Here is a 25,163-nt window from a genome sequence, read left to right as displayed (position 1 = left end):
CTGTCTTAAATAAAAGTCAATATGGGCTCATTCTACCGCAAAAAGATCCGCAGAGTGTGCGGACCTGTTGATTCGGCGAAGGCGATCAGCTGTTTTCGTCCAGCTTCTTCTCAACCGCCTTGAGCCGTTTATTCATGTCATCAATCTTCATGGTGCGGGCCGCGGTCTTGCGCCATTCTTTGTTGGGCTGCAACGGGATCCCGGAAGAGTACATCCCCTTCTCTTCGATACTGCGCATCACCATCCCCATGCCGGTGATGGTCACGCCATCGGCGATCTCGATATGACCGTTCAACACGGACGCGCCGCCGATAATACAGTATTTACCAATTTTGGTACTGCCGGCGACAATCGTGCCGCCCGCCATCGCGGTGCCGTAACCAATCTGCACGTTGTGGGCAATTTGCATCTGGTTGTCGATAATCACGTTATCTTCAATGATGGTATCTTCCAGGGCACCCCGGTCAATGGTCGTCCCGGCACCGATTTCCACCCGGCTCCCAATGCGAACGCTGCCCAGTTGCGGGATCTTGACCCACTCGCCTTTGTTGTTGGCGTATCCGAAGCCGTCTGAACCAATCACAGTGCCGGCCTGTACCAGACAATCGGTGCCCAGCACTACGTTGTGGTAAATGCTCACATTGGCCCAGAGTTTGCTCCGCGCGCCAATCTCTGCATTTTTACCGACAAAACACCCTGGGCCAATCTGGGCGTGATCGCCCAGCGTCACACCGGATTCAATCACGGCATTGTGGCCGATGGCCACACCTTCGCCCAGTACCACGTCATCAGCGACATAAGCACTTGGGGCAATCTCGGTCGCCGCGGCTGGCGTGGTATCCAGCAGCTGAGCCACAAGTGCATAGCCCAGGTACGGGTCGTTCATCACCAGGGCATTGCCGTCAAAATAAGGCAGATCCGCTTCTTTGAGGATCACCGCCGAAGCCCGGCATTCGGCCAGATGCTTGCGGTATTTGCTGCTCGACAAAAACGTGATGTCACCCTGCCCGGCTTGGTTGGTGCCCGCGATCGATTCAATGCTGACAGTGCCATCTCCGCGTAGCTCTGCCCCCAGTTTCGCTGCTATTTCAGCAAGAGTAATTCCAGCCATGTGTTACCTTAAATTTTTTATCATTGTTCAGCGGTGATTGGCGCCCCTGAGGGTCTCCCAGAAACAGCAAAGCGAAAGGGATGGCCACCCGAGATGACCATCCGCTTTCGACTTGATTACTGCCATGCTCAACCCGATGTTGCGCGCTGCTTATTTCACCGCGGCAATCACCTTCGACGACAAGTCATCTTTCGGACTGGCATGCAGCACGGCATTGGCATCAAGCACCAAATCATAGCCTTCACGCTTGGCAACATCTTGAATTGCCTGGCGAATTTTCTGAACCAGTTTCTGCTCTTCTTCAGCGCCGCGACGACGTTGATCTTCCTGCAAAGCCTTGGCTTTCAGCTTATAGTCCGATTCCAGGGCAGCCATTTCACGCTGTAGCTTGGTGCGATCAGCGGCACTCATCAGCTCGCCATCACGCTTGAGCTTTTCGACTTTCGTCTTCATGCTATTTTCAATACCGCGCAATTCGTCGATGCGATCTTTAAATTCATTGCGCAGCTTTTGTGGCACATTATACCGTTTTGCCAGCTGAGCCATAGCCTGACCAGTTGCAACATAGCCGACTTTTTGCGCAGCTTCCGCAGCATTGGCATACATCGATGAAGAAATAATCACCAGGCTCAGGCCTGCCGCTTTAATCCACTGTTTCAAAAGACTCTCCTTAATTGATTAGAATGTGCGACCGATGGTGAAGGTGAAGAACTCTTCATCATCCCCTTCGTATTTCTTGATTGGACGTGCAACCGAGAATACGAGCGGCCCCATCGGGGACATCCACTGCAATGCAGCACCATACGATGCCCGGATCAAGGATGGATCAGAGTAGTCATTCAAGAATCTCCCATCCGAATCCGTCAGATCATATTCAGTATCCCATACCGTCCCGGCATCCACGAACACACTGGTGCGTAACTGGTTCTGGGCTTCTTCCGATGCAAACGGGGTCGGGACAATCAGTTCGACGCTTCCCAGCGCCACGGCGTTCCCCCCGGCCGCATCATCGGTCCCGGTTGCACAGCTGTTATTCCCGCCGCCACCGATCCCGCCGGATGGACAACCGCCGATATAGACGGCTTTCGGACCCACCGTGTTCGAGCGGAAACCACGCAGGGTCGAGAAACCACCGGCATAGAAGTTTTCATAGAACGGCAGCAGGTGATCACTGCCGTTATCCGTGGTGCCGTAACCGTTACCATAGCCCAGCTTACCGCGCAGCAGCAGGCTGAAGTGATGGTCTTCATCCAGAGGATAGTACTGACGAACGTTGTACTGCACCTTGAAATATTGCGCATCTGAGCCCGGAATCGTCATCCGGAACGACGCCCGCTGGTGATTCCCCGCCGTCGGGAAATAGCCGCGGTTGAGGTTATTGCGGGTCCAGGAAACCGACCAGTCGAAGTCATCGAGCTCGATCACATTATCACCACGGTCAAAACCGTGGATCGCCTTGAATTTCTCGATCTGGTAATACTCCTGGGTATTGGAGATCTTGTTGTGATCATAGCCCAGGCCAAATTCGAAGAAGTTCAGCTCGTCAAACGGGAAACCCCAGGTCAGGCTGGTGCCGTAGCTCTGGTTGGTATAGTCCGAAATGTTCGCATCCGATGCTTCGAACTCGTTGTAGTAAACTTTCCCGCCCAAGCTGACGCCGTCCAGCGTGAAGTACGGGTCACGATACTCCATGCTGATATTTTTCTGGTAATCGTTCATCATCGCACTGATGCCGAAGCGATTCCCGGTCCCCAGGAAGTTGTCCTGCTGGATCCCGGCCTGGAAACTGATCCCGGATTCGGTGCCGTAGCCAATCCCGAAGTTGATGTTACCGGCGTTGGCTTCCTTCACAGAGTATTGCAGATCAACCTGATCGTCGGTGCCCGGTACCCGAACCGTCTGAACATCCACCGTTTCAAAGAAACCGGTCCGGTTCAGACGCTCTTTACCCCGCTCAACGGATTTGGAGTTGAGCCAGCTGCCTTCCATCTGGCGCATTTCCCGGCGCAACACTTCATCTTTAGTCGAGACGTTGCCGGAGAAACCGATATTGCGGACATAAATCCGTTTCCCCGGATCGACATTCACAATCAGGGAAACTTGCTGGTTGGCATCATCGAAATCCGGGATAGTGGTCACCTGCGGGTAGGCATAGCCCAACTCACCCAGCTTCCGCTTCACCGCTTCTTCCAGCGCCGTCACCTTGGCGCCGTTATAGACTTCACCACCCTTGATGGTCACCAGGCTCTCAAGCTCGTCGCCCTTATCCATCAGGTTGCCGCGAAAGCTGACCCCCTGAACGCGGTACTGCTCACCTTCATTGATCTTGAGGGTGATATACACCCCTTTCTTGTCCGGTGAAATCGCCACCTGGGTCGATTCAAGCTTGTACTTGAGGTAACCATTATTCAGGTACTGCGAGCGCAGGGTTTCCAAATCGCCGGCCAGCACCTGTTTCTGATATTTTTCATCCGCCAGGAAGTTCCACCACGGCACTTCCGCCTGGAGGTTAAACTTGTCCTGCAGCTCTTCGTCGGTAAAGACAGTGTTCCCGATAAAGTTAATCTGCTGGATTTTGGCAGACACCCCTTCGGTAAAGACAAACTTCAAGTCCGCGCGATTGCGCGGCAACGGCGTGACCACAGCCTTAACCGTCGCATTGTATTTTCCGACGCTGTAATAGAAGTCTTCCAGCCCTTTTTCGATCTTACTGAGGGTGGTGCGATCCAGCGCTTCCCCCACCGAGATGCGCGAGGCATCCAAGTTTTCCTTCAGCTGCTCTTCTTTGATCGCCTTATTGCCGGAGAAGGTGATACTGGCAATCGTCGGACGCTCCAGCACCTTGACCAACAGGGTGTCCCCGTCGCGGAACACCTGGATATCTTCAAAGTTGCCGGATGCAAAAAGGGATTGAATCACCTCCGAAATATCGCGCTCATCCACGCCATCGCCAACGCGGACCGGCATGGCCAACAAAGCCGCCCCTAAGGTGACGCGCTGCAAGCCTTCAAAACGAATGTCTTCAACTACAAATTGTTCCGCGCTCTGCGCAACACTACTACCGAGTATCAGTGATGCGACCAATAAATTTTTTATCGCCATTAGTGTTCTGATTATTCCTTGCTAAAAATCGCGCTTAAGCACTGTTCAAAGGCGGGTAAAGTCATTGAATAGCGCAACGGCCATTAACGCAACCAAAATGGCTGAGCCCACTCTGTAGCCTATCTCCTGAACACGTTCAGAAACAGGACGACGGGTTACCGCTTCAATGGCGAAGAACATCAAGTGTCCACCATCCAGCACCGGCAGCGGTAACAGGTTCACAATCCCCAGGTTGACACTAATCAGCGCCAGGAACCCCAGAAAATAAACCACCCCGTAATCTGCCGTCATTCCCGCCCCTTTGGCGATGGAAATCGGGCCGCTGAGGTTTTTAATCGCAACGTCACCCGTCACCAACTTGGTGACCATGTCGAATGTCAGGGTGACCAGTTGCCAGGTTTTTTCAACCGCTTTCCCCACAGCCGCAATCGGGCCATATTGCAAATTGATCCGGTATGACTCCGGCCAAGGTTCGACCTGCGGGGCAAACCCGGCATACCCGATCACTTGTCCGTCACCCAGGGTCTTACTGTCTGGCACCAGCGTCAGTGGTAATGTCTGGCCATCGCGGCGCACCGTCAGTGCCAGCGGTTGCTGCGGGTGGGCGCGCACTGCATCCACCACTTGCTGCCACTCGGTCACCGGAACCTGCGCAATGGCCACAATCTCATCATCAAGCTGTAATCCCGCCGTCAGAGCCGCGCCCCCTTCCACCAGTCTGGCAATGACCAGGGTGATTGGCGGTGAGTACGGGGTGATCCCCAACGACGTCAGCACCGGCTCGCGGTCCGGGTCAAAGGACCAGGAGCGTAAATCCAGCGTCCGGCGGATCTCATAACCACCTTCCGCCTCTGCAACCGTGATCACCATTTCCTGATCACCGATGTGGGAGATCATCGCCATATTGGCAGATTCCCAATCAGCGGTTTGGATTCCCGAAATGGATTTTAGTTCCATCCCGCTGCGAATTCCTGCCTCGGCCGCAATCGACTGCGGGGCGACTTCCCCGACCACCGGGCGAACCGCCGGCACGCCGATCAGGTACACTACCCAGTAAGCAAAAATCGCAAACAGGAAATTAGCCAGCGGTCCGGCAGCCACAATCGCACTGCGCTGCCACAGCGGCTTGTGATTAAACGCCAGGTGCTGTTTCTCGACCGGGACATCATCCACCCGGCCGTCGAGCATTTTGACATAGCCGCCCAGCGGGATCATCGCCAGGGTATATTCTGTGCCGTCTTTGCCGACTTTGCGCCACAGCGCGCGGCCAAAACCAATCGAGAAGCGCTCGACATAGACACCACAACGGCGGGCGACCCAAAAGTGACCGTATTCGTGTACAGCAATCAATATTCCCAGCGCAACGAGAAATGCGCCCAGGTTCCACAAAATACCCATCATAACGATACCTTACCAATCACTTCCCGAGCCAAAACTCGCGCCATTCTATCCAGCTCAATGACGCTTTCCAAGTCAGTGGGCTCCGTCATTTGCGCCAGCTCCAGAACCTGCTGGTTGACCCGCGCAATGTCCGTAAATGTGAGCTGGTGATCCAAAAACGCCGCAACCGCTTCTTCATTGGCGGCATTGAGCGCGGTGGTGGCCGCTTGCCCGCTGTAACAGGCATCCATCGCCAGCTTCAGACACGGATAACGGGAGAAATCCGGCTGCAGGAAAGTAAACTCGCCGACTTTGCTGAAATCGAGCGCTGCCACACCGGCATCTACCCTTTCAGGATAGGCCATCGCACAGGCGATTGGGGTCCGCATGTCCGGCAGCCCCATCTGCGCCAGCACCGAACCGTCTTTATACTGCACCATGGAATGGATCACCGACTGCGGATGGATGATCACCTCCATTTGCTCACGCGTGGCGTTAAACAACCAGCGCGCTTCAATGTATTCCAGGCCCTTGTTCATCATGGTGGCCGAATCAACCGAAATTTTCGGCCCCATCGACCAGTTCGGGTGGGCAATCGCCATCGCCGGGGTTACGCTGGCCAGCTCGCTGACCTCGGTATAGCGGAACGGACCACCGGAGCCGGTCAGCAGAATTTTACTGATCCCGTGCGCATCCAGATCGCAATGCCCCAGGGTTTGTTGAATCTGCGCCGGCAAGCTCTGGAAAATCGCGTTGTGCTCGCTATCGACCGGCAACAATTCGGCGCCGCTGGCCCGGCAGGCATCGATAAACAGCTGCCCTGACATCACCAGGGCTTCTTTATTGGCCAGCAGAATTCGTTTTCCGGCACGAACTGCAGCCATGGTCGGCAATAACCCGGCCGCACCGACAATTGCCGCCATCACCGTATCCACTTCATCGAGCGCTGCCACCTGGCACATCCCGTCAACCCCGGCCAGCACCTGCGTCGGTAAATTATGCTGATTCAATTGGCCTCTCAGCGTCGCGGCAGCCTGCTCAGACGCCATCACCGCATACTTCGGCTGCCACTGCCGGCAGAGCTCAAACATTTTCTCGCTGTTTGTCCCTGCCGCCAGTGCCACCACCTCAAACAGGTCCGGGTTTTGAGCGGCAACTGCCAACGTGCTTCCGCCGATGGAGCCGGTCGCACCAAGAATCGTTAATTTACGCATAAAATCACTTACATCCAGCTGTAAAAAGCAGCCCGCAGGCTGCTCAGAAACACGGGGGTAGACTTGGCGCGAAGCCCCGATCCACCGCTGTGGCGGACCCGGCGCTATGCATCAGACAAGCCAAAGATAGAGCAAAGCAAAAACAGGCAGGGCGGCGGTCAGGCTGTCGATACGGTCCAAAATACCGCCGTGACCCGGCAGCAGGCTACCGCTGTCTTTCACACCGGCTGCCCGCTTAAACATACTTTCAACCAGATCACCCAGCACCGAAGCCACCACGGTGATCACCGCAATCAGCAACAGACTGCCCAGGCTACCAAATGGAATATCCATCAGGGCGGCACTGCCCCAGGTAACAAGTACAGCCAGCGTTGCGCCGCCAACCAAGCCTTCAATGGTTTTATTCGGGCTGACAGACGGCGCCATTTTCCGCTTTCCGAAACGCTTGCCGGTAAAGTAGGCGCCGGTATCCGCAGCCCACACCAGAATACAGACCAGGAGGACCAATTTAGCACCGTGATACGGCGTTTCGGCGTAATTGACGGCACGCAGCATCAGCACGCCCCAGAAGAACGGGATCAGGGTCAGTAAGCCGAAAAGGTATTTTAATGAGGTGGCTTTTGACCAAAATGTGGCACTGGCCGGGTAAGTGATTGCCAGCAGCGAAGCGACCAGCCACCAAATCCCACCCACCGCGAGCATGTACTGATGCGAGCGAGCCAGTTCAGACAGGGCGGTTACATCCATGGGTAACCAAGCCATGGAGCCCCCCAGTACCAAAGTCGGGACTAACATCGCGCCCCAACGCGATTTAGCGTCTACAAATTGCGTCCATTCCCAAAAACCGGCCAAAGTCACTGCCGCCAGTGCAAAAACAAAAGCAGGGAAAGGAAGGTAAAAAATCCCTGCAATGACTAACGGCGCGAGGATGAGCGCGGTAATAATACGTTGCTTAAGCAAGCTGCGTCCTCTCGTTGTTTATTATATTCGGTAACAGCCCAGCATATCGTTTGCTGTCAGTGCTGCCGTGGCAGCGGAGCACAAGGCACACTCGAATCAGTTGTGCCTTGGTTTCAGCCACCTTGAGTCACGATATTCTCGTCGTGGCTATGATTCCAATAAAGCCTGTATCTGTTCGCCGGTACACCCGAACCGACGTTCGCGGTTCACATACCAGGCAATCGCATCCGCCAAACTCTGTTCGTCGAAATCCGGCCAGTGCTGCTCCGTAAAGTACAGTTCAGCGTAGGCCATCTGCCACAGCATAAAATTACTGATCCGCCGCTCGCCGCTGGTTCGGATCAACAAATCGACGTCCGGCAGACCGGCAGTCGACAGGGCTTGCGCCAGGGTCGTTTCCGTAATGGCCTCGACCGGCATCGCCTGCTCAGCCACCTGCTGCGCGAGTTGCCGGGCTGCCTGCAGGATATCCCATTGACCGCCATAGTTCGCCGCAACATTCAGGACGAGTCCGGTGTTCTCAGCAGTTAACGCTTGCGCTTCCGCAATTTTCTTTTGCAGGCGCGCACTGAAGCGGGTGGTGTCGCCAATGATGCGCAGGCGAATATTGTTCTTGTGCAGACGTTTCACTTCTCGACCCAGTACCGTCATGAAGAGCTCCATCAACAAGGAGACTTCTTCTTCCGGACGCCGCCAGTTTTCACTACTGAAGGCAAACAGGGTGATCACCTGGATCCCGAGCCGGCTGGCGGCCGACACTGTTTTTCGTACTGCTTCCACACCGGCTTTGTGGCCAAATACCCGGGCTTTGCCCTTCGATTTCGCCCATCGGCCGTTGCCATCCATAATCACAGCAATATGCTTGGGCAGCTTATCAGCAGAAAGCATTGTTTCTGGTTCTGCCATAGAGCTTCCTCAAAAAAAAAGCGCTGTGCTGCACGCACAGCGCCTGACCTCTCTTTCGCTAATGACAAAGACGTGGCGTCTTATACTTCCATCAGCTCTTTTTCTTTCGCTTCCAGGATCGCATCGATTTCCTTCACAGCCGCATCGGTCAGCTTCTGGATATCGTCCTGCGCGCGACGATCATCGTCTTCAGAGATTTCTTTCTCTTTCAGCAGGCCTTTCACGTCTGCGTTGGCGTCACGGCGAATGTTACGCACGGCAACACGGCCCTGCTCCGCTTCGGCACGCACGATCTTCACCAGATCACGACGACGCTCTTCAGTCAGCGGTGGCAACGGTACACGGATCACGGTACCGGCAGACATTGGGTTCAGGCCCAGATCTGACATCATGATCGCTTTTTCAACTTTCTGCGTCAGCTCTTTGTCGAACACAGTGATGGCCAGCGTACGTGCATCTTCAGCAATCACGTTGGCAACCTGGCGCAGCGGTGTGTTTGAACCGTAGTATTCCACCTGAAGACCGTCAAGCAGGCTTGGGTGCGCACGACCGGTACGTACTTTGCTCAGTTGGTTTTTCAGCGCTTCTACGCTTTTGCCCATACGCTCTTTAGCGTCTTGTTTAATTTCATCAATCACGGTTTATACCCTTAATGATTCGGCTATCGCGGGAGCGCGAGTCGCTCCCGGCCAGAAAGAGTGATTAGAACTTAATCGTCGGCCACTTAATCGTTGCAGATGAGCGTGCCTTCCTGCTCACCCATCACCACGCGGCGCAGCGCACCCGGCTTGTTCATGTTGAACACACGGATTGGCATGCCATGGTCACGAGCCAGCGTAAACGCCGCTAAGTCCATTACTTTCAGTTCTTTGTCCAGAACGTCATTGTAGCCTAGCTTATCATAAAGAACAGCTTCTGGGTTCTTCACTGGGTCATCTGTGAACACACCATCAACTTTTGTCGCTTTCAGCACCACATCTGCTTCAATTTCGATCCCGCGCAGGCAGGCAGCAGAGTCTGTGGTAAAGAACGGGTTGCCGGTACCGGCAGAGAAAATCACCACACGGCCCTGACGCAGCTGGCTGATCGCATCAGCCCAATTGTAGCTGTCACAAACACCGTTCAGCGGAATTGCAGACATCAACTTGGCGTTCACATAGGCACGGTGCAGCGCATCGCGCATGGCCAGGCCATTCATCACGGTCGCCAGCATGCCCATGTGGTCGCCCACAACTCGGTTCATCCCTGCTTCAGCCAGGCCTGCACCACGGAACAGGTTACCACCACCGATAACCAAGCCAACTTGTACACCCAGTTCGATCAATTCTTTGATTTCTTGCGCCATACGGTCAAGAACATTTGCGTCAATACCAAAACCTTCATCGCCCTGCAGCGCTTCACCGCTCAGCTTAAGCAAAATTCGTTGATAAGTCGGTTTAGGATTCGTGGTCATTAATGATACCTTCCAGGCTTACTTTGAGATAGGGAGTTGTAAAAAGACCGCAGCCAAGGCCACGGTCTTCTGTATAAGCAAATTCGCTAAGGATTAACCTTTTTGCGCCAGTGCTACTTCTTCAGCGAAGCTCAGGCCTTCTTGTTTCTCGATGCCTTCGCCTACTTCCAGACGTACAAAGCTAGAAACTGTTGCGCCTTTTTCTTTCAGGAACTCACCAACAGATTTCTTTGGTTCCATGATGAACGGCTGACCTGTCAGAGAAACTTCGCCGGTGAATTTCTTCATGCGGCCTTCAACCATTTTCTCTGCGATTTCCTGAGGCTTGCCTTCGTTCATCGCGATTTCAACCTGAACTTCACGCTCTTTGGCAACAACGTCAGCAGGTACGTCTTCTGGGTTTACGTACTCTGGACGAGATGCAGCAACGTGCATCGCGATATGCTTCAGCGTTTCAGCGTCGCCGTTACCTGCAACAACAACACCGATGCGGTCGCCGTGACGGTAAGAAGCAATGTTTTCGCCTTGGATGTACTCAACGCGACGGATAGAAACGTTTTCACCGATTTTAGCAACCAGAGCAACACGCTTCTCTTCGAAATCAGCTTGCAGCGCAGCAACGTCAGATTGGTTTGCAACAGCAGCTTCTGCTACTTCGTTTGCAAACGCCAGGAAGTTACCGTCTTTTGCAACGAAGTCAGTTTGGCAGTTTACTTCCAGAAGTGCAGCTACACCTTCACCTTCTTTGATGAGGATTGCGCCTTCAGCGGCTACGTTACCTGCTTTTTTAGCAGCTTTCGCAGCACCGCTCTTACGCATGTTTTCGATCGCCAGCTCGATGTCAGCGTTCGCTTCAACAAGCGCTTTTTTACATTCCATCATGCCTGCGCCAGTACGCTCACGCAGTTCTTTAACTAGGGCAGCTGTAACTGTTGCCATTGTTATATCCTCAGTTTTGAATACTTGGTGTAAAAATCAGGGGCCATGATCGGCCCCTGGTAACCATTCTTAGTTTACACAAGGTAACTTAAGATGCTCAAAGGAGCCGGCTATTACTCAGCTTCTACGAAACCGTCTTGCTCAGCTTGAGCAACGATGTCTTGGTTACGAGCTTCAGTCACAGTTTGAGCAACCGCACCAGTGTAAAGCTGAATTGCACGGATTGCGTCATCGTTACCTGGGATAACGAAGTCAACGCCGTCTGGGTTAGAGTTTGTATCAACAACCGCGAATACTGGGATACCCAGGTTGTTCGCTTCTTTGATTGCGATGTGCTCGTGATCAGCATCGATGACGAACATTGCGTCTGGCAGACCGCCCATGTTCTTGATACCGCCCAGAGATTTCTCCAGCTTCTCCATTTCGCGCGTACGCATCAGCGCTTCTTTTTTGGTCAGCTTGTCGAAAGTACCGTCAGTAGACTGAACTTCCAGGTCTTTCAGGCGCTTGATAGACTGACGAACAGTTTTCCAGTTAGTCAGCATACCACCCAACCAGCGGTTGTTTACGTAGTACTGGTCACAGCCGGTTGCAGCTTCTTTGATTGTTTCGCTGGCTGCGCGCTTTGTACCAACAAAAAGTACTTTACCTTTACGGGCAGCAATTTTGTTCAGTTCAGCCAAAGCGTCGTTGAACATTGGTACAGTTTTCTCAAGGTTGATGATGTGCACCTTGTTACGAGCACCGAAGATGAACGGCTTCATCTTAGGGTTCCAGTAACGAGTTTGGTGACCGAAGTGTACACCAGCCTTCAGCATGTCGCGCATTGATACAGTTGCCATTGAAAATTCCTCTATGGGGTTAGGCGTCCACATACCCCACTCTACCGACCCATATTGCCTGCCAGATTCGGCAAACGGACAGCCATTCGGCTGATGGGCACCCCGGAGAATGTGTCGATATGTGTGAGTGATTTAATATAAAAGTTAACCGAAATTAACTGACGGGCTGAAACGCACATCAGACAATTCCGGCGCGCTTTATACCATATTTTGCCAGCTAAAATCTAGCCTAATTATAGTTGAGGCCGATAAACTTGGTTTCCATCCCGGCCCCTCACTGTTACCATGTAAACAAGAGCAACAGTCCATGTAGAGAAGATTGAATGACCATCAAGATCAAAACGGCTGATGAAATCGAAAAAATGCGCGTCGCCGGTCGTTTGGCTGCCGAAGTGCTGGAGATGATTGAGCCGCACGTCAAGCCAGGCGTGACCACCGCAGAGCTGGACCGCATCTGTCATGAGTACATTACCAAAGAGCAAGGCGCGATCCCGGCACCGCTGAACTACCATGGCTTCCCGAAATCGATCTGCACCTCGATCAACCATGTCGTGTGTCACGGCATTCCGGCCGAGCAGGACGAGGCTGTCAGTGACAAGTACAATAAACCGGCTGTATTAAAAGACGGTGACATCATCAACATCGATATCACGGTGATCAAAGACGGGTACCACGGTGATACTTCGAAGATGTTTGAAGTGGGCGAAGTGTCGCTGGAAGACAAGCGCCTGTGCCGCGTGGCCCAGGAATCGCTGTATCTGGCGATGAAAAAAGTGAAGCCGGGCACCAAGCTGGGCGAAATCGGTACGACAATCCAGAAGTTTGTCAAAAACGGCAACAGCCGCTTCTCTATCGTCAAAGACTTCTGTGGCCACGGGATCGGCAACGAGTTCCACGAAGAGCCGCAAGTGGTGCACTACAAAAACGGCGACCGCACCGTGCTGAAAGCCGGGATGTGCTTCACCATCGAACCGATGATCAATGCCGGCAAATTCGGCTGTGACATCGATGACAACGATGGCTGGACCGTGTACACGGTCGACGGCAAGAAATCGGCCCAGTGGGAGCATACCCTGCTGGTGACCGACACCGGCTGTGAAGTACTGACCCTGCGCCAGGAAGAAAGTATTCCGCGCATCATGCACAACTAATCACAACGATTGAATCCCTAAGCCGGCATCCCGCCGGCTTTTTTACACCTTTTCATTTCAGTCTTTACCGTTATAGTAAGACCATCACTTCACCACATGGCACGGATTGCGATGACCGATACATTCTCAGCCTCTCCCCAACCTACTGCCACGCCCCTGACCCAGAGCGCCCTGCGCCAGGAGCTAGAACAGTTCAGTGCCCAGCAGCAGCAACTGTTTGCCGAGCATACCCCAGTCACCATGCTGGTTGAAGCGCGGGCCGGTTTTATTGACAGCCTGCTGCAGCGCCTGTGGCTGCATTTTGGCCTCGACACCCACCCCGAATTAGCGTTGGTGGCCGTCGGCGGCTACGGCCGCGGGGAGCTCCACCCGCTGTCCGATGTGGATATCCTACTGCTCAGTGCCACGCCCCTGGATGAAAAGAGCGGCCAAACCGTCAGTGCGTTTCTCACCTTCTTGTGGGATTTGAAACTGGAAGTCGGCCACAGCGTCCGTACGATTGATGACTGCATCCAGATTGGCCTGACCGACCTGACGGTGGCCACCAACCTGCAGGAAGCCCGCCTGCTGTGCGGCAATCCGGAAACCTACCAGTGCCTGGAAGAGCAGGTGAACTCCGGTAAGTTCTGGCCCAGCGAAGCGTTTTACCAGGCCAAGCTGCAAGAGCAGCGCACGCGGCACGCCCGCTACCACGACACCACCTACAACCTGGAGCCGGACATAAAATCCAGCCCCGGCGGGCTGCGGGATATCCATACCCTGAGCTGGGTGGCTCGTCGCCACTTTGGCGCCACCAGCCTGCTGGAAATGAGCCGTTTCGGTTTTCTGACCGATGCCGAATACCGCGAGCTGGTCGAGTGCCAGGACTCCCTGTGGCGGATCCGCTTTGCCCTGCATTGCGAGCTGCGCCGCTACGACAACCGCCTGACGTTTGAGCATCAGGCCTCGGTCGCCCGTCAGCTGGGTTACCAGGGCGAAGGCAACCGCCCGGTCGAGATGATGATGAAAGAGTTCTACCGTACCCTGCGGCGGGTCTCCGAACTCAACAAAATGCTGCTGCAACTGTTTGATCAGGCCATCCTCAACAACGGCCAGATTGTCGAGGCCACCCCGCTCGATGACGATTTCCAACTGCGCGGCAACCTGATCGAGGCGACCAAGCCCGCTCTGTTCCAGGCCCGCCCGGAAACCATTCTCGACATGTGCCTGCATGTGGCACGCAACAGCGCCATCGAAGGCATTGCCGCCCCGACCCTGCGCCAGCTGCGCACGGCCCGGCGCCGGCTCAACCGGTTTCTGGTCGATATTCCGGCGGCCCGGGAAAAATTCATGGATCTGGTGCGCGAGCCCAACGCCCTGCAACGCGCCTTTCGTCTGATGCACCGCCACGGTGTCCTGTCGGCTTATTTGCCGGAATGGAGCCAGATTGTCGGCCAGATGCAGTTTGACCTGTTCCATGTTTATACTGTCGATGAGCACAGTGTCCGGCTGCTGAAAAACCTCAACAAGTTCAGCGATCCGGCCAACCGCGAGCGCCACCCGATCTGTTGCGAAGTCTACCCGCGGATTGTCAAGAAAGAGCTGCTGATTTTAGCGGCGATCTTCCATGATATCGCCAAAGGGCGCGGCGGCGACCACTCCGAACTCGGCGGTGAAGATGCCTACCGGTTCTGCCTTCAGCACGGCCTGTCAAAGCCGGAAGCCAACCTGGTCAAATGGCTGGTCAATCAGCACCTGCTGATGTCAGTCACCGCCCAACGCCGGGATATCTATGATCCGGACGTCGTGGCCGACTTTGCGACCAAAGTCCGGGACGAAGAGCGGCTGGACTACCTGATTTGCCTGACGGTGGCCGATATCTGCGCCACCAACCAGGAGCTATGGAACAGCTGGAAACGCACCCTGCTGGCCGAGCTGTATTACTCCACCCAGAAAGCTCTGCGCCGCGGACTGGAAAATCCGCCGGATGTGCGGGAGCGGATCCGCCACAATCAGCAGATGGCCTCGGCCCTGCTGCGCAGCCAGGGCTTTACCCCGCGCGAGATCGAAGTGTTGTGGCAACGCTTTAAAGCCGATTACTTCCTGCGCCACACCCACAAACAAATCGCCTGGCACGCCGCGGCGATTCTCAGCCACGAGGATCCGGACAAGCCCCTGATCCTGATCAGCGAGAAAGCCACCCGGGGCGGCACCGAGGTCTTCGTCTACAACAAAGACAAAACCAAACTGTTTGCGATTGTGGTCTCCGAGCTGGATAAGAAAAACCTCAGCGTCCATGATGCCCAGATCATGAACAGCAAGGACGGTTTCGCCCTCGATACCTTTATGGTGCTGGATCACAACGGCGAGGCCCTCAGCGCCAACCGCCACAGTACCGTGCGCCGGGCGCTGACCAAGGCCCTGACCCACATGAAATCAGAGCGCAAGAAAAAACGCCCGCCGCGCAAACTGCTGCACTTCAACGTCAACACTCAGGTCGATTTCCTGCCGACCAAAACCGGTAAGAAAACCCTGATGGAGCTGGTCGCCCTGGACATGCCCGGGTTACTGGCCCGGGTCGGCTCGGTGTTTGCCCGCCAGAAAATCAGCCTCCAGGCCGCCAAAATCACTACCATTGGCGAGCGCGCCGAAGACTTTTTTATCCTGGTCAACGAAGAAGGTACCCAGCTCAGTGACGCCCAGCAAACCCAGCTGCGCGAAGCCCTGATCGCCCGGATTGATGCGGCGAAAAAATAGCCACCCGCCGGACCGGCTCCCCCTGGTCCGGCAGCTTCTCGTGCTGCGATGACACCCACCTCACAACCTGACGCGCGACTTCAAGACAGCCTCTGCGGTAATTGCTACATTGAACAACATCCAAGCAGTAGAAACCATGCAGTAGAAGCAACGAGGCACCTATGTATCCACACCTCACCAGTATCGGTATTGAAAACCCAAAATCCATCGAACGCTACAGCCTGCGCCAGGAAGCGGCCAACGACATTCTGAAGGTCTATTTTGCCAAGCAGAAAGGGGAGTTGTTCGCCAAAAGCGTGAAATTCAAATTCCCGCGCCAGCGCAAGTCGGTGGTGGTCAACAGCGGCAGTCGCGAATATAAAGAAATCACGGAGATCAACCGCAACCTGACGTTTATTATTGATGAGCTGGATCAAATCACCCAGCGCAAGCACACCGAGGTCGATCTGAAGAAGAAGATCCTGAAGGATTTACGTCATCTGGAGCAGGTGGTCACTCACAAGATTGCCGAAATTGAAGCGGATTTAGAAAAGCTGAAATGATCCCCGAGCGGCTGCGTCATCTGAACCTGTGACGGCGCAGCCTCCTCTCTCAACCTCCCCTGACACCTCAGTTTCCAGCTCGCTAAACAGGTCGCGATGATAAGGTCGCTGCAAACGGAGTGCGATGAAAGGGCCATCATCAAGGAGCGGAACGAAGAGCGGCTGAAAAAAACCGCCCCATGACCGCCAGACTTAGCTGAGTGCCACCACCAGCGCCTCCAGCCAGGGCTGAGCGACTTCCATCGGGTCAAAATGGATACAGGCATCGACATCCAGCCGCACGGCCAGCGATTGGCCCTGTAACTCCGCCAGCAATTCGTCAAACTGCCGACCGGCCCCGCAATACCGTTCTTCCCCGTAACTGGAATCGCCCATCGCGATCACGGCATACTGAAGCGCCGGCATCAACGGAAAACGGTCCTTGAGTGCCACAAACAGCGGCAACAGATTTTCCGGGATCTCCCCCTGACCGGTGGTTGAGGTGATCACCAGCGCCACATCATGCTGATACTCAAGAAAATCCTCCAGCAGCGGTTCGAGATAAAGCTGAGCGGCATGGCCCTTGTCAATCAGTTGATCAACCACGTCATGCGCCACTTCCTCCGCGCCGCCGTATACCGTTCCCACAAATACGCCGATTTTTGCCATCGATTGCTGCTCCGTGTTGCCCAACGTCTCCCTACTGTGAAGGTTCCCGCCAGCGGATGCAAATGAAAATCCCGACTGCCGGCCAAAGCCGCCTGAAAAATCAATCGGCTATCACACCTTGTCCGAAGAGACACCCACCTCGCGGGATGCGCTCCTTACCCGGCGCTGAGACCGTTAATCGCGGGGTTGCATCAGGTGCCTGCCCCAATCAAAAGCGCCCATCACCCGCCCCCAGGCAGCATCCGTACCGGCGCGAATATCCAGCGCTTCGCCGGTGCACGGATGCACCAACTGCAATCGGGAAGCGTGTAACATCAGCCGGTGGCAATCGTAATGTTGGCGGAAGCTGCGGTTATGACGGCCATCGCCATGATTCACATCGCCGATAATATGGTGGCTGAGGTGATGCATATGACGGCGGAGCTGGTGTTTTCGCCCGGTTTCCGGCTTCATCTCGACCAGGGTATAACGGCTGGTTGGGTAGCGGCCGATCGCAATATCCGTTTGGACATGCGCCAGGGGCGCGTAGGCCGTCACCGCTTCCTGAGCGTCCTTATCCTGAGCCGCCTGCTTGTCGGCAATTTTATCCAGCTCTTCTTTGAGCGGGTAGTCCAGGACCGCCGCTTCCTGAATCCATCCCCGCACCACGGCGTGATAAGTTTTCTTGATGTCGCGTCCGGCAAACTTGGGCATCATTTGTGCGGCAACCTCGCTGGAGAGGGCAAACAGCAATACCCCGGAAGTCGGGCGATCCAGACGGTGCAACGGAAACACATGCTGGCCGATCTGATCGCGCAGGGTTTGCATCACAAATTGTGTTTCGTGCCGATCCAACCAGGAGCGGTGCACCAACATCCCGGCCGGTTTATTCACCGCCACGAGATCGGTATCTTGATACAGGATTTCTAATTCCATCACTTCTTCGCTTTCAATTTTTCACGGGCGCCGAGCAGCGCATCCAATTGACGGGTCACAGCAAGCACAGCATCACAACCGGCATGCCCATTGAGGGCTTCCTCAAGATAAGGGGAAATGACAAACTGGTCCGGCAGCGGCGCCTGAGCACAGATCAGCGCGTTCATGCGCGGCAGAAAAATCCACTGCAACCACTGACCGCCTGTCAGGGTATCGACTGCAAAAGGTGCGGTGCTGGCCAGCGCGGTCGGCGTCGGCGCGTCGGTCTCCCACAACCCGGCCTGACGCAACGCGGCTTCAAGTGCCGTCAGCAAAGCCTGACACTGGTGATATTTATCCATCATATTTTCCCCGCAGTACGCATTCACTCTGCTCAAAGCCCCATTCTCCTTACAGAAAGCGCGCAAGGATACCATCGAAACGCGCCAGCCCCTAGCACCGCCCGGCCCCAGAAAATCGTGTGCAGACGAGCATCTTGAGCGAAGTTAAGGTTATAATCCGCCCATCATTGAGGAGTAAGCATGATGTCCATGGATAAATTTCATACCCTGACCCAGCTACTGGATAACGCCGGTTGCCAGTATACAATTTTTGATCTCGGCCGCCGTGTCAGTGAAATCGATATCGACCAGTTCAAAGCGGTCGAAGAGAACCGCCAGCCCTATCCATGGCCTTTGCAGCAACATGCGCACCTGTCGATCTCTTTCTGGCAAGCCGGCAACCCACCGTGGATCTGGTTTCTGCGCCTGCCGCTCGATGAGCGCGGCCTGCTCAAGCAAGCGGCCGTCGGGGATTTCATCAAGTATGTGATTGAAGCCATGGGCGCGACGCTCAACAGCACGCCAACGGAAGAAGAGCAGGAAAAACTGGCCGCCAACCCGTACACCTTCAAGCCCAAAGACGACAAGATGGCGATGTTCCATGCCCATTTACGTCACCAGCTTGCTCTGCCGGCCAGCCAGTACTACGAGCATGCCCAGCATTACCTGACCGGTGATTTAGGCTGGGACCAGTGGCAGGGCGTCGGCCTGCAGGGCCTGGCGGATGTGTGTGCCCGGATGAAACAGGAAAACAACAGCACCCAACTGCGCAAAGCCGTCAATAACCTGCCGATGACCCCGCTTTATGCGCTACTGGGCTGCCTGGAGCATTGTGAGCTACCGGAGGCGCTCAGCCAACGCCTGCTCGAGCGGTTGACGCGCGAAGTCGAGCAAGCCGAGCCGGATCTGTTCCTGATCTCGGCGCTGATCCGCGCCCTGTCCGGTGCCGAGCCAACCCAGCTACAACACCAGCTGACGCAACTGCTGGCTAACCCGGCCCTGTGTCACCCGGAAATTCTGGTGGCGATTGCCGGACGCTGCTGGCAGGGACTGGCCAACCCCGACATTGCTCGGACCTTCCTGCTCCGTCTGGCACAGACCGGCGATCAGGCCCTGTTCAACCAACTCTTTGCCGACTTGGTGATGCTGCCGGCCCTGCGGGGTATGATGCTGCAAATTCTCCACGGTCAGGCGGATCCGGCGCTGGTTGAGGCCATCACCAAACTTCAGCAGCACGCCCGCGGCAAGGCCTGAAGCCCCTAGCGGGGACGAAAGGCCATCAACGGATGGATAAATAACAACGAATGGATAATCTACTGGGAATTTTACTCTTGGCGCTGTTTGGCTACCTGTACTGGCAACAGCGCCGCCAGACCGAGTTTGCGCAGCGGTTTATCGAGCAACGCTGCGAACATCTCGGTCTGCAATTGCTCAGCATTGCCCGTGGCGCGCACAAGCTGAAAGACCCGCAAGGACGCTGGCACTGGCATACGGTGTATGTGTTTGAGTTTTCGGCCGATGGGGCAGATGCCTACCAGGGCTATGTAGTGATGGAAGGGTTTCGGCCCAGCCAGTTTCAGGTTCCCTCGCACCGGATGCCGGAATAACGGTAATTCCGCATGGGACCAAGGTGGCAAAGAGTCAGCCGGGAGTGAAGGCCGTTTGGCCAAGGCAGGCCTGAGTTGGACTCTTTTTCGGGCCCCTAAAAAAGAGCGGGCGCGACTTGCGTCGCGCCCTTAGGTCTTACATGCAGCATTCCCGCTACGAAAGTGCTCCCTGCATCATTCCATTGATATGCTGTAATCCTTCAGCAGTATCCTTTTCTCTTCATCCTGAAGATGTCCTTCGGTCTCCTGACCCGTCAGTCCGTCCTGTTCTGACTCTCTTCGACCATCCTGGCGGTGTCCCTGGCTTCTTCCTGAAGCGGTCCTGGTGTCTTCCTGACCAGCAAACATCCTGCCTGCTGTACCGAGTCCTTCGGTGGTTCCCTTCACAGTCCATGTTCGATATACCGTCCTGATACACCGGTCTCATCCTGAGACTGCCCAAATCCTTGGCAAAGTTCCTGTTCCGTTCCGTCAGCTCCTTCCGACACCTTTAAGATTACGCAGTTTCTGTCGGAAAAGAACCCGGCTGACAGAGAAAATCGGTCCCCGGCGGGTCGCACCCGACATCAAATAACAACAAAGTCGTTTGAAAACAAAACTTTAAAATTACATCCATGGTGTTTTTCTATGTCATATTTCCTGTTTATCCCACAACCTTGTGAGAGATCTCTTACAAAGTTACGAGACAATCGAGAAACATCATGCGGCTCAAGAGCACTCCATTGCCTGGGGATCAGAACCTGTAACCGGCCCATAAAAAAACGGGCGTGACTTACGTCACGCCCTGAGGTCTTTCTGCAGCATTCCCGCTACGCTTGATGCTCCCTGCCGGCATCCATGTTCTACGCATCCCTTTGCGACCGTCCCTGAACTCATCCCAGAGTGTCCTGTGGTCTAACCCTGACCCGTCGCCATCTCCGATGACGGCTCTCTCTATCCTGTCCTGGCGGTGTCCTTTTACTTCATCCCGAAGCTATTCCTTGAAACACCATCCCGGTGCGGTCCCTGACTTCATCCCGAAGTTGTTCCTGAAAACACCATCCCGGTGCGATCCCTGACTTCGTCCCGAAGTTGTTCCTGAAAACACCATCCCGGTGCGGTCCCTGACTTCATCCCGAAGCTATTCCTTGAAACACCATCCCGGTGCGGTCCTTGGCTCTTCCTGCCAGCCGGTCTCCGACCCGCTGCCGATATCCTGCTCGTTTCTGCCTTCCTGGCTGCCGGCATACCTTGCCAACAACGTCCCACTCGGGGTCAGCACATCCTGTACTGCCGTGGTCCTTATCGCGCTTCCCTTGCGACACGAGACATCTTACGCGGTTCCCCCCGCCGAACAACATCCTCACTCCCCCCGTCGCGGTGCAGAATCAACAACAACCTCGCAACAATGCAATTAAGCACCTGATTTTAAAAAATAAAACATGAAGACAGCAGTGAATTGAGGTAATGAGACACATCTTTCTCCCACGCGGCTGTAAGAGATCTCTTACAGCCACCCTGGCATATATCCAGTAACCGATTACATTGTCAGAAAATCTGTTAAATCACGGTTAAACCAGAAAAAATGCTAAACGCAGCGAAAAAATGAAGGTAAATGCAGTGACAAGATGGAATGCAGTTCAACCATCAGGAGAATCAAACAAGTTGGGATCAACAAAAAGCAAGGGGGAAGGGTCAAATCAGCGATTGCTGCAACCCGGGTTTGGCAGAGCACATCCATTCACGCGCCCAAAAAGAAACGGGCGCGACTTGCGTCGCGCCCTTAGGTCTTACATGCAGCATTCCCGCTACGAAAGTGCTCCCTGCAACATTCCGTTGTGCTGAATCCTTCAGCGATCCTTTTTTGTCTTCATCCTGAAGATGTCCTTCGGTCTCCTGACCCGTCAGTCCGTCCTGTCCTGACTCTCTTCGACCATCCTGGCGGTGTCCCTGGCTTCTTCCTGAAGCGGTCCTGGTGTCTTCCTGACCAGCAAACATCCTGCCTGCTGTACCGAGTCCTTCGGTGGTTCCCTTCACAGTCCATGTTCGATATACCGTCCTGGTACACCGGTCTCATCCTGAGACTGCCCAAATCCTTGGCAAAGTTCCTGTTCCGTTCCGTCAGCTCCTTCCGACAGGGTCCATCATACGGTTTCCCGGCGGCAGAACAATGCTACCGCCTGGCGAAAAACCAATGTTTTTTACAAACACAACGATAGAAATAATAAAAACACAAATAAAATCACTCACTTATATTAAAACCATCAGATATACCCGAGTCCTCAACGTTGCGATGTCCTACGCACGTGTAAGCGATCTCGCACAAGCGCAGCAGATATCAGGACACAAATATTCTCTATACTTAGGCATAAACCGCGATGACAATCATAAGAAAGGAGTGCGCAATGGAGACCTTTAACCACAATTTATCGAATTTATTCAATCAATTAGGATTAAACAGTTCTAAGGAGTTCATCGAGGAATTTGTCAAAAAACATCACCTGGAAGAGCATGAGCAATTGGCGGAGGCCCATTTCTGGCAACCGGCCCAACAGCGATTTCTCAAAGAATCTGTGGCAGAAGATGCCGACTGGTGCGAAGTGATTGATCAGTTAGATGCTTTGCTACGAAAATAACCCCTCTCTCACTACGTCAGGAAGCGTTATGTCATCCGAGATCACCCAGGCCCTGGAGCAGGCCATTGCCGCCCTTGTTGCCGAAGGCAAGGAGCCTTCAGTGGCGCTGATTAAATCCCGCCTGTCCCGGCCGCTGCCAATGCCACTGATCATTCAGGCCCTGCAGGCCTGGAAGAAAAGTGCCAAAGTTCCGAAAATTGAGCAATGCGCCGCCCCGCAAACGCAGGAGGCCCGGATTGCCCAACTCGAACAGCAAGTCGCGGACTTGACCGCGCGGCTGGCGCAACTGGAAAAGCGCGCGGCCGATCCGTAATTCACCCGGAGCCGCTCAACTTGAACTGCGCATCCGGTACCAGCCGGATGCGCAATGCAGTGATTTCCCTGCGCTCACTGATGAACTGCGGTTACAGCGGTTACTGGAAATCCCACGACAGGTTTGACACCAGGCGACACTCATCGCACTTATAGTGGAAAATGCCATGCAGGGGCTCTTCCTGATACCAGGCGCCGCCACATTTCGGGCACGGACGCTGCTGCTCTTGCGCCAGGCTCTGCCCACCCACCTGATACTGGTAATAGTAAGTCGGAATTTTCGTCAGGTACTCAATCCGCCCACGCAGATCCCAGCCACGACGGAACAAATCGCTGTCAACATCACGGATCTCATGTAGCGCCGCATGCTCTGCCTGGCAGCCGCCAGCCATCTGAATTTCATCGCAGGCCTGCCACTCGGTTTGCCACTTCACCACCGCTTTATGATCGCCGTTGAAGGTCGCCGGAATTCGATACAACGGGATCGGCATCAAGGTCTCGCCACAGCGTAGCGGCGAGCAGGTGTGGACATAGGTGGTGTAGATGATTTGCCACGACGGGGTAAAGTTCTCCGCCGCCGCTTCAGAATTGATATCCCGCCCCAGCAGCTTCACCTTCGGCGCCAGCAGGCTGGCCTGGCTCAGGCGCTTGAGACAGGCCTTGACCTGCGCACTGTGAAACTGCGGATGCAGACTGTCTTGCTCGGGGCACACCACCCGAACCCGGAACATCCCCTCATCCATCACGATCGGAAACTCCCGGCCGAGGATCTGGCCGTTATAGCGCAGTGCATCCATCAGGCCGTTAACGGCGGTGTCCACCGCGGACACTGTGGTGTTGTCAAAACACTCAAATTGCATTTCGATGACGTACATAACTCAGCTCGCTCTCACCACCGGCTCAAGTTGCATCAGGAAGCTTTCGACGTCCGCCGCCAGCACCTCGCGCTGATCTTTGCCCAGCGTCTCCAGGATCACCTGCCCGGTCAGGTTACAGATCGCAATCACTTGCGATTCGCTGTCCAGCGCGCCGATAAACACCGTCGGCTTCTGTTTCAGCCGGCGCTGCATTACCAGATGCCCCAGGATATTTTCCTGTAGCCGTTGCTCGTCCCGGGCACTGAAGGCCTGCAGCAAGTCGAACGTCAGCGTCCGGAAGCGGGCCGTCATATCGCCGCTGTACTGGGCGCCGTAAAAAACTTTGATATCTTCGTGCAACCGCAGCTCAATGCCCCGCTCCACTGCCGCCAGATCGCCCATCGGCTCCCGCACAACCGGTTGCCAGGCCACCACATCCCCGGTATCACGGATCACGCAGGGCGACGCCAGCCCTACCAGATCGTCGCTGACCGGAAAATCGTGACCGGCATCACACCAGGCCTGCAAAAAGCGCGCGGAGAACGCAGATAAAGCGTCCGCAACAGGATGATTCATTCGCAACCTCATTCAAGATTAAGTACACTTTGCACATTCTAATCCAAGAGTGTCCAGGACAGTATGAGCAAATATAAAGACGCTAAAGAATTAGCAGGTTTAACCCTCGGCCAGCAGACCGAGTACAAAGATCAGTACGACGCTTCACTGCTTCAGCCCGTGCCACGCAGTCTGAACCGCGACGATCTGGATCTGGGCGAGTCACTGCCTTTTACCGGCTATGATATCTGGACACTGTATGAGCTGTCGTGGCTAAACAGCAAGGGCCTGCCTCAGGTTGCCATCGGCGAAGTACGCCTGCCAGCGAGCAGCCCGAACCTGATTGAGTCAAAGTCTTTCAAGCTCTACCTCAACAGCTTTAACCAGACCCGCTTTGACAGCTGGCAGCACATTGCCGATACCCTGCAACAAGATCTGTCGGCCTGTGCCGGTGCTGAGGTGGATGTCACCATCCAGCCACTGGAAGATTTCGACGATCAGCCAATCGTTAACTTCAGCGGTGAGTGTATCGACAACCAGGATATCGAAATCACCAGCTATGATTTCGACCCGGCCTATTTGGAGAACGCTGCCGAAGGGGACGTGGTCACTGAAGAGCTGCACAGCCACCTGTTGAAATCCAACTGTCTGATCACCAGCCAGCCGGACTGGGGCAGCGTGCGGATTTCCTACACCGGCAAGCAAATCAACCGCGAGAAGTTGCTGCGTTATCTGATCTCGTTCCGCAACCATAACGAGTTCCACGAGCAATGCGTCGAGCGGATCTTCACCGACCTGATGAAGTATTGCCAGCCGGAACTGCTGACCGTCTATGCCCGCTATACCCGCCGCGGGGGCCTGGATATCAACCCATACCGCACCAATATGGGGAAAACCCCGAGCAATAACTTCCGTCTGGCACGCCAATAGCCGCGATCGCACAGAATAAGTCCGGCAAACCCGTGTAGTTTGCTGGACTTGGTTGCCGGAGCCAGTAA

25 protein-coding genes are annotated in these 25,163 nt (G+C 54.8%); 8 read left to right on the top strand and 17 right to left on the bottom strand.

What is annotated here, in order from left to right:
• Positions 1–85: 85 nt before the first annotated feature.
• The 11 genes from lpxD to rpsB all read right to left on the bottom strand — a co-directional run bounded on the left by lpxD (position 86) and on the right by rpsB (position 11,907).
• Positions 86–1,111, bottom strand: a complete 1,026-nt coding sequence (lpxD, locus tag NH461_RS03200; RefSeq protein WP_261601865.1) for a UDP-3-O-(3-hydroxymyristoyl)glucosamine N-acyltransferase — start codon at positions 1,109–1,111, stop codon at positions 86–88.
• 150 nt (positions 1,112–1,261) lie between these two features.
• Entirely contained in the window at positions 1,262–1,771 is a 510-nt protein-coding gene (locus tag NH461_RS03195; RefSeq protein ID WP_261601864.1) for an OmpH family outer membrane protein, read from the bottom strand.
• Between the two features lie 18 nt (positions 1,772–1,789).
• Positions 1,790–4,213, bottom strand: a complete 2,424-nt coding sequence (gene bamA, locus NH461_RS03190) for an outer membrane protein assembly factor BamA (RefSeq protein ID WP_261601863.1) — start codon at positions 4,211–4,213, stop codon at positions 1,790–1,792.
• 45 nt (positions 4,214–4,258) lie between these two features.
• Positions 4,259–5,614: a sigma E protease regulator RseP gene (gene rseP / locus NH461_RS03185; RefSeq protein ID WP_261601862.1), complete on the bottom strand. Its 1,356-nt coding sequence runs from the start codon at positions 5,612–5,614 to the stop codon at positions 4,259–4,261.
• Positions 5,611–6,807, bottom strand: a complete 1,197-nt coding sequence (gene ispC, locus NH461_RS03180; protein ID WP_261601861.1) for a 1-deoxy-D-xylulose-5-phosphate reductoisomerase — start codon at positions 6,805–6,807, stop codon at positions 5,611–5,613. Before ispC ends, rseP begins: the two co-directional genes overlap by 4 nt.
• Positions 6,808–6,918: 111 nt before the next feature.
• On the bottom strand, positions 6,919–7,767 hold the full coding sequence (locus NH461_RS03175; RefSeq protein ID WP_261601860.1) for a phosphatidate cytidylyltransferase: 849 nt from the start codon (positions 7,765–7,767) through the stop codon (positions 6,919–6,921).
• 147 nt (positions 7,768–7,914) lie between these two features.
• On the bottom strand, positions 7,915–8,673 hold the full coding sequence (locus NH461_RS03170; protein ID WP_261601859.1) for an isoprenyl transferase: 759 nt from the start codon (positions 8,671–8,673) through the stop codon (positions 7,915–7,917).
• Between the two features lie 80 nt (positions 8,674–8,753).
• Positions 8,754–9,311: a ribosome recycling factor gene (gene frr / locus NH461_RS03165; RefSeq protein WP_261601858.1), complete on the bottom strand. Its 558-nt coding sequence runs from the start codon at positions 9,309–9,311 to the stop codon at positions 8,754–8,756.
• Between the two features lie 86 nt (positions 9,312–9,397).
• Positions 9,398–10,126, bottom strand: a complete 729-nt coding sequence (gene pyrH, locus NH461_RS03160; RefSeq protein ID WP_261601857.1) for a UMP kinase — start codon at positions 10,124–10,126, stop codon at positions 9,398–9,400.
• A gap of 93 nt (positions 10,127–10,219) precedes the next feature.
• The gene (gene tsf / locus NH461_RS03155; RefSeq protein WP_261601856.1) at positions 10,220–11,065 is read right to left on the bottom strand and encodes a translation elongation factor Ts; all 846 of its coding nucleotides are present in this window, start codon (positions 11,063–11,065) and stop codon (positions 10,220–10,222) included.
• A 113-nt stretch (positions 11,066–11,178) separates the two neighbouring features.
• Complete coding sequence (rpsB, locus tag NH461_RS03150; protein WP_261601855.1) at positions 11,179–11,907, bottom strand: 30S ribosomal protein S2; 729 nt, start codon at positions 11,905–11,907, stop codon at positions 11,179–11,181.
• Between the two features lie 323 nt (positions 11,908–12,230).
• On the opposite strand from rpsB, the gene map reads away from it, so the two are divergent.
• From map to NH461_RS03135, 3 genes are all read left to right on the top strand, one after another.
• Entirely contained in the window at positions 12,231–13,058 is an 828-nt protein-coding gene (gene map, locus NH461_RS03145) for a type I methionyl aminopeptidase (protein WP_261601854.1), read from the top strand.
• Between the two features lie 111 nt (positions 13,059–13,169).
• Positions 13,170–15,794: a bifunctional uridylyltransferase/uridylyl-removing protein GlnD gene (gene glnD, locus NH461_RS03140; RefSeq protein WP_261601853.1), complete on the top strand. Its 2,625-nt coding sequence runs from the start codon at positions 13,170–13,172 to the stop codon at positions 15,792–15,794.
• A gap of 161 nt (positions 15,795–15,955) precedes the next feature.
• Positions 15,956–16,336 (top strand): DUF3461 family protein, encoded by a 381-nt coding sequence (locus tag NH461_RS03135; protein ID WP_261601852.1) that lies wholly within the window; start codon positions 15,956–15,958, stop codon positions 16,334–16,336.
• Between the two features lie 192 nt (positions 16,337–16,528).
• Here NH461_RS03135 and NH461_RS03130 read toward each other — a convergent pair whose 3' ends face one another.
• The 3 genes from NH461_RS03130 to NH461_RS03120 form a co-directional block, all read right to left on the bottom strand.
• The gene (locus tag NH461_RS03130; RefSeq protein ID WP_261601851.1) at positions 16,529–16,984 is read right to left on the bottom strand and encodes a flavodoxin; all 456 of its coding nucleotides are present in this window, start codon (positions 16,982–16,984) and stop codon (positions 16,529–16,531) included.
• A gap of 174 nt (positions 16,985–17,158) precedes the next feature.
• Positions 17,159–17,899: a tRNA pseudouridine(65) synthase TruC gene (gene truC / locus NH461_RS03125; RefSeq protein WP_261601850.1), complete on the bottom strand. Its 741-nt coding sequence runs from the start codon at positions 17,897–17,899 to the stop codon at positions 17,159–17,161.
• Positions 17,899–18,267, bottom strand: coding sequence for a YqcC family protein (locus NH461_RS03120; RefSeq protein ID WP_261602817.1), 369 nt, complete (start codon positions 18,265–18,267; stop codon positions 17,899–17,901). Before NH461_RS03120 ends, truC begins: the two co-directional genes overlap by 1 nt.
• A gap of 156 nt (positions 18,268–18,423) precedes the next feature.
• Here NH461_RS03120 and NH461_RS03115 point away from each other — a divergent pair, with 156 nt between their 5' ends.
• Both NH461_RS03115 and NH461_RS03110 read left to right on the top strand, forming a co-directional pair.
• Positions 18,424–19,473 (top strand): DUF3549 family protein, encoded by a 1,050-nt coding sequence (locus tag NH461_RS03115; protein WP_261602816.1) that lies wholly within the window; start codon positions 18,424–18,426, stop codon positions 19,471–19,473.
• Between the two features lie 50 nt (positions 19,474–19,523).
• Positions 19,524–19,826, top strand: coding sequence for a DUF3301 domain-containing protein (locus NH461_RS03110; protein ID WP_261601849.1), 303 nt, complete (start codon positions 19,524–19,526; stop codon positions 19,824–19,826).
• Between the two features lie 1,120 nt (positions 19,827–20,946).
• Here the strand turns inward: NH461_RS03110 and NH461_RS03105 are convergent.
• Positions 20,947–21,087: a hypothetical protein gene (locus NH461_RS03105; RefSeq protein ID WP_261601848.1), complete on the bottom strand. Its 141-nt coding sequence runs from the start codon at positions 21,085–21,087 to the stop codon at positions 20,947–20,949.
• Between the two features lie 1,123 nt (positions 21,088–22,210).
• On the opposite strand from NH461_RS03105, the gene NH461_RS03100 reads away from it, so the two are divergent.
• A complete protein-coding gene (locus NH461_RS03100) occupies positions 22,211–22,441 on the top strand; it encodes a DUF2789 domain-containing protein (protein ID WP_261601847.1) in 231 nt (76 codons plus the stop codon).
• A 28-nt stretch (positions 22,442–22,469) separates the two neighbouring features.
• Complete coding sequence (locus tag NH461_RS03095; RefSeq protein ID WP_261601846.1) at positions 22,470–22,754, top strand: hypothetical protein; 285 nt, start codon at positions 22,470–22,472, stop codon at positions 22,752–22,754.
• A 100-nt stretch (positions 22,755–22,854) separates the two neighbouring features.
• On the opposite strand, the gene NH461_RS03090 is transcribed toward NH461_RS03095, so the two are convergent.
• Positions 22,855–23,628 carry a Zn-ribbon-containing protein gene (locus NH461_RS03090; RefSeq protein ID WP_261601845.1) on the bottom strand — a complete coding sequence of 258 codons (774 nt, stop codon included), beginning with the start codon at positions 23,626–23,628 and terminating at the stop codon, positions 22,855–22,857.
• Between the two features lie 3 nt (positions 23,629–23,631).
• On the bottom strand, positions 23,632–24,186 hold the full coding sequence (gene syd, locus NH461_RS03085; RefSeq protein ID WP_261601844.1) for a SecY-interacting protein: 555 nt from the start codon (positions 24,184–24,186) through the stop codon (positions 23,632–23,634).
• 63 nt (positions 24,187–24,249) lie between these two features.
• Between syd and queF the strand changes: the two genes are divergently transcribed.
• Positions 24,250–25,095: an NADPH-dependent 7-cyano-7-deazaguanine reductase QueF gene (gene queF, locus NH461_RS03080; RefSeq protein ID WP_261601843.1), complete on the top strand. Its 846-nt coding sequence runs from the start codon at positions 24,250–24,252 to the stop codon at positions 25,093–25,095.
• Positions 25,096–25,163: the final 68 nt, after the last annotated feature.

This window comes from Photobacterium sp. TY1-4 (genome assembly GCF_025398175.1).
GTDB lineage: Bacteria > Pseudomonadota > Gammaproteobacteria > Enterobacterales > Vibrionaceae > Photobacterium.
The sequence above is the reverse complement of the archived record's forward strand: the minus strand, read 5'-3'. Positions and strand labels throughout refer to the sequence as shown.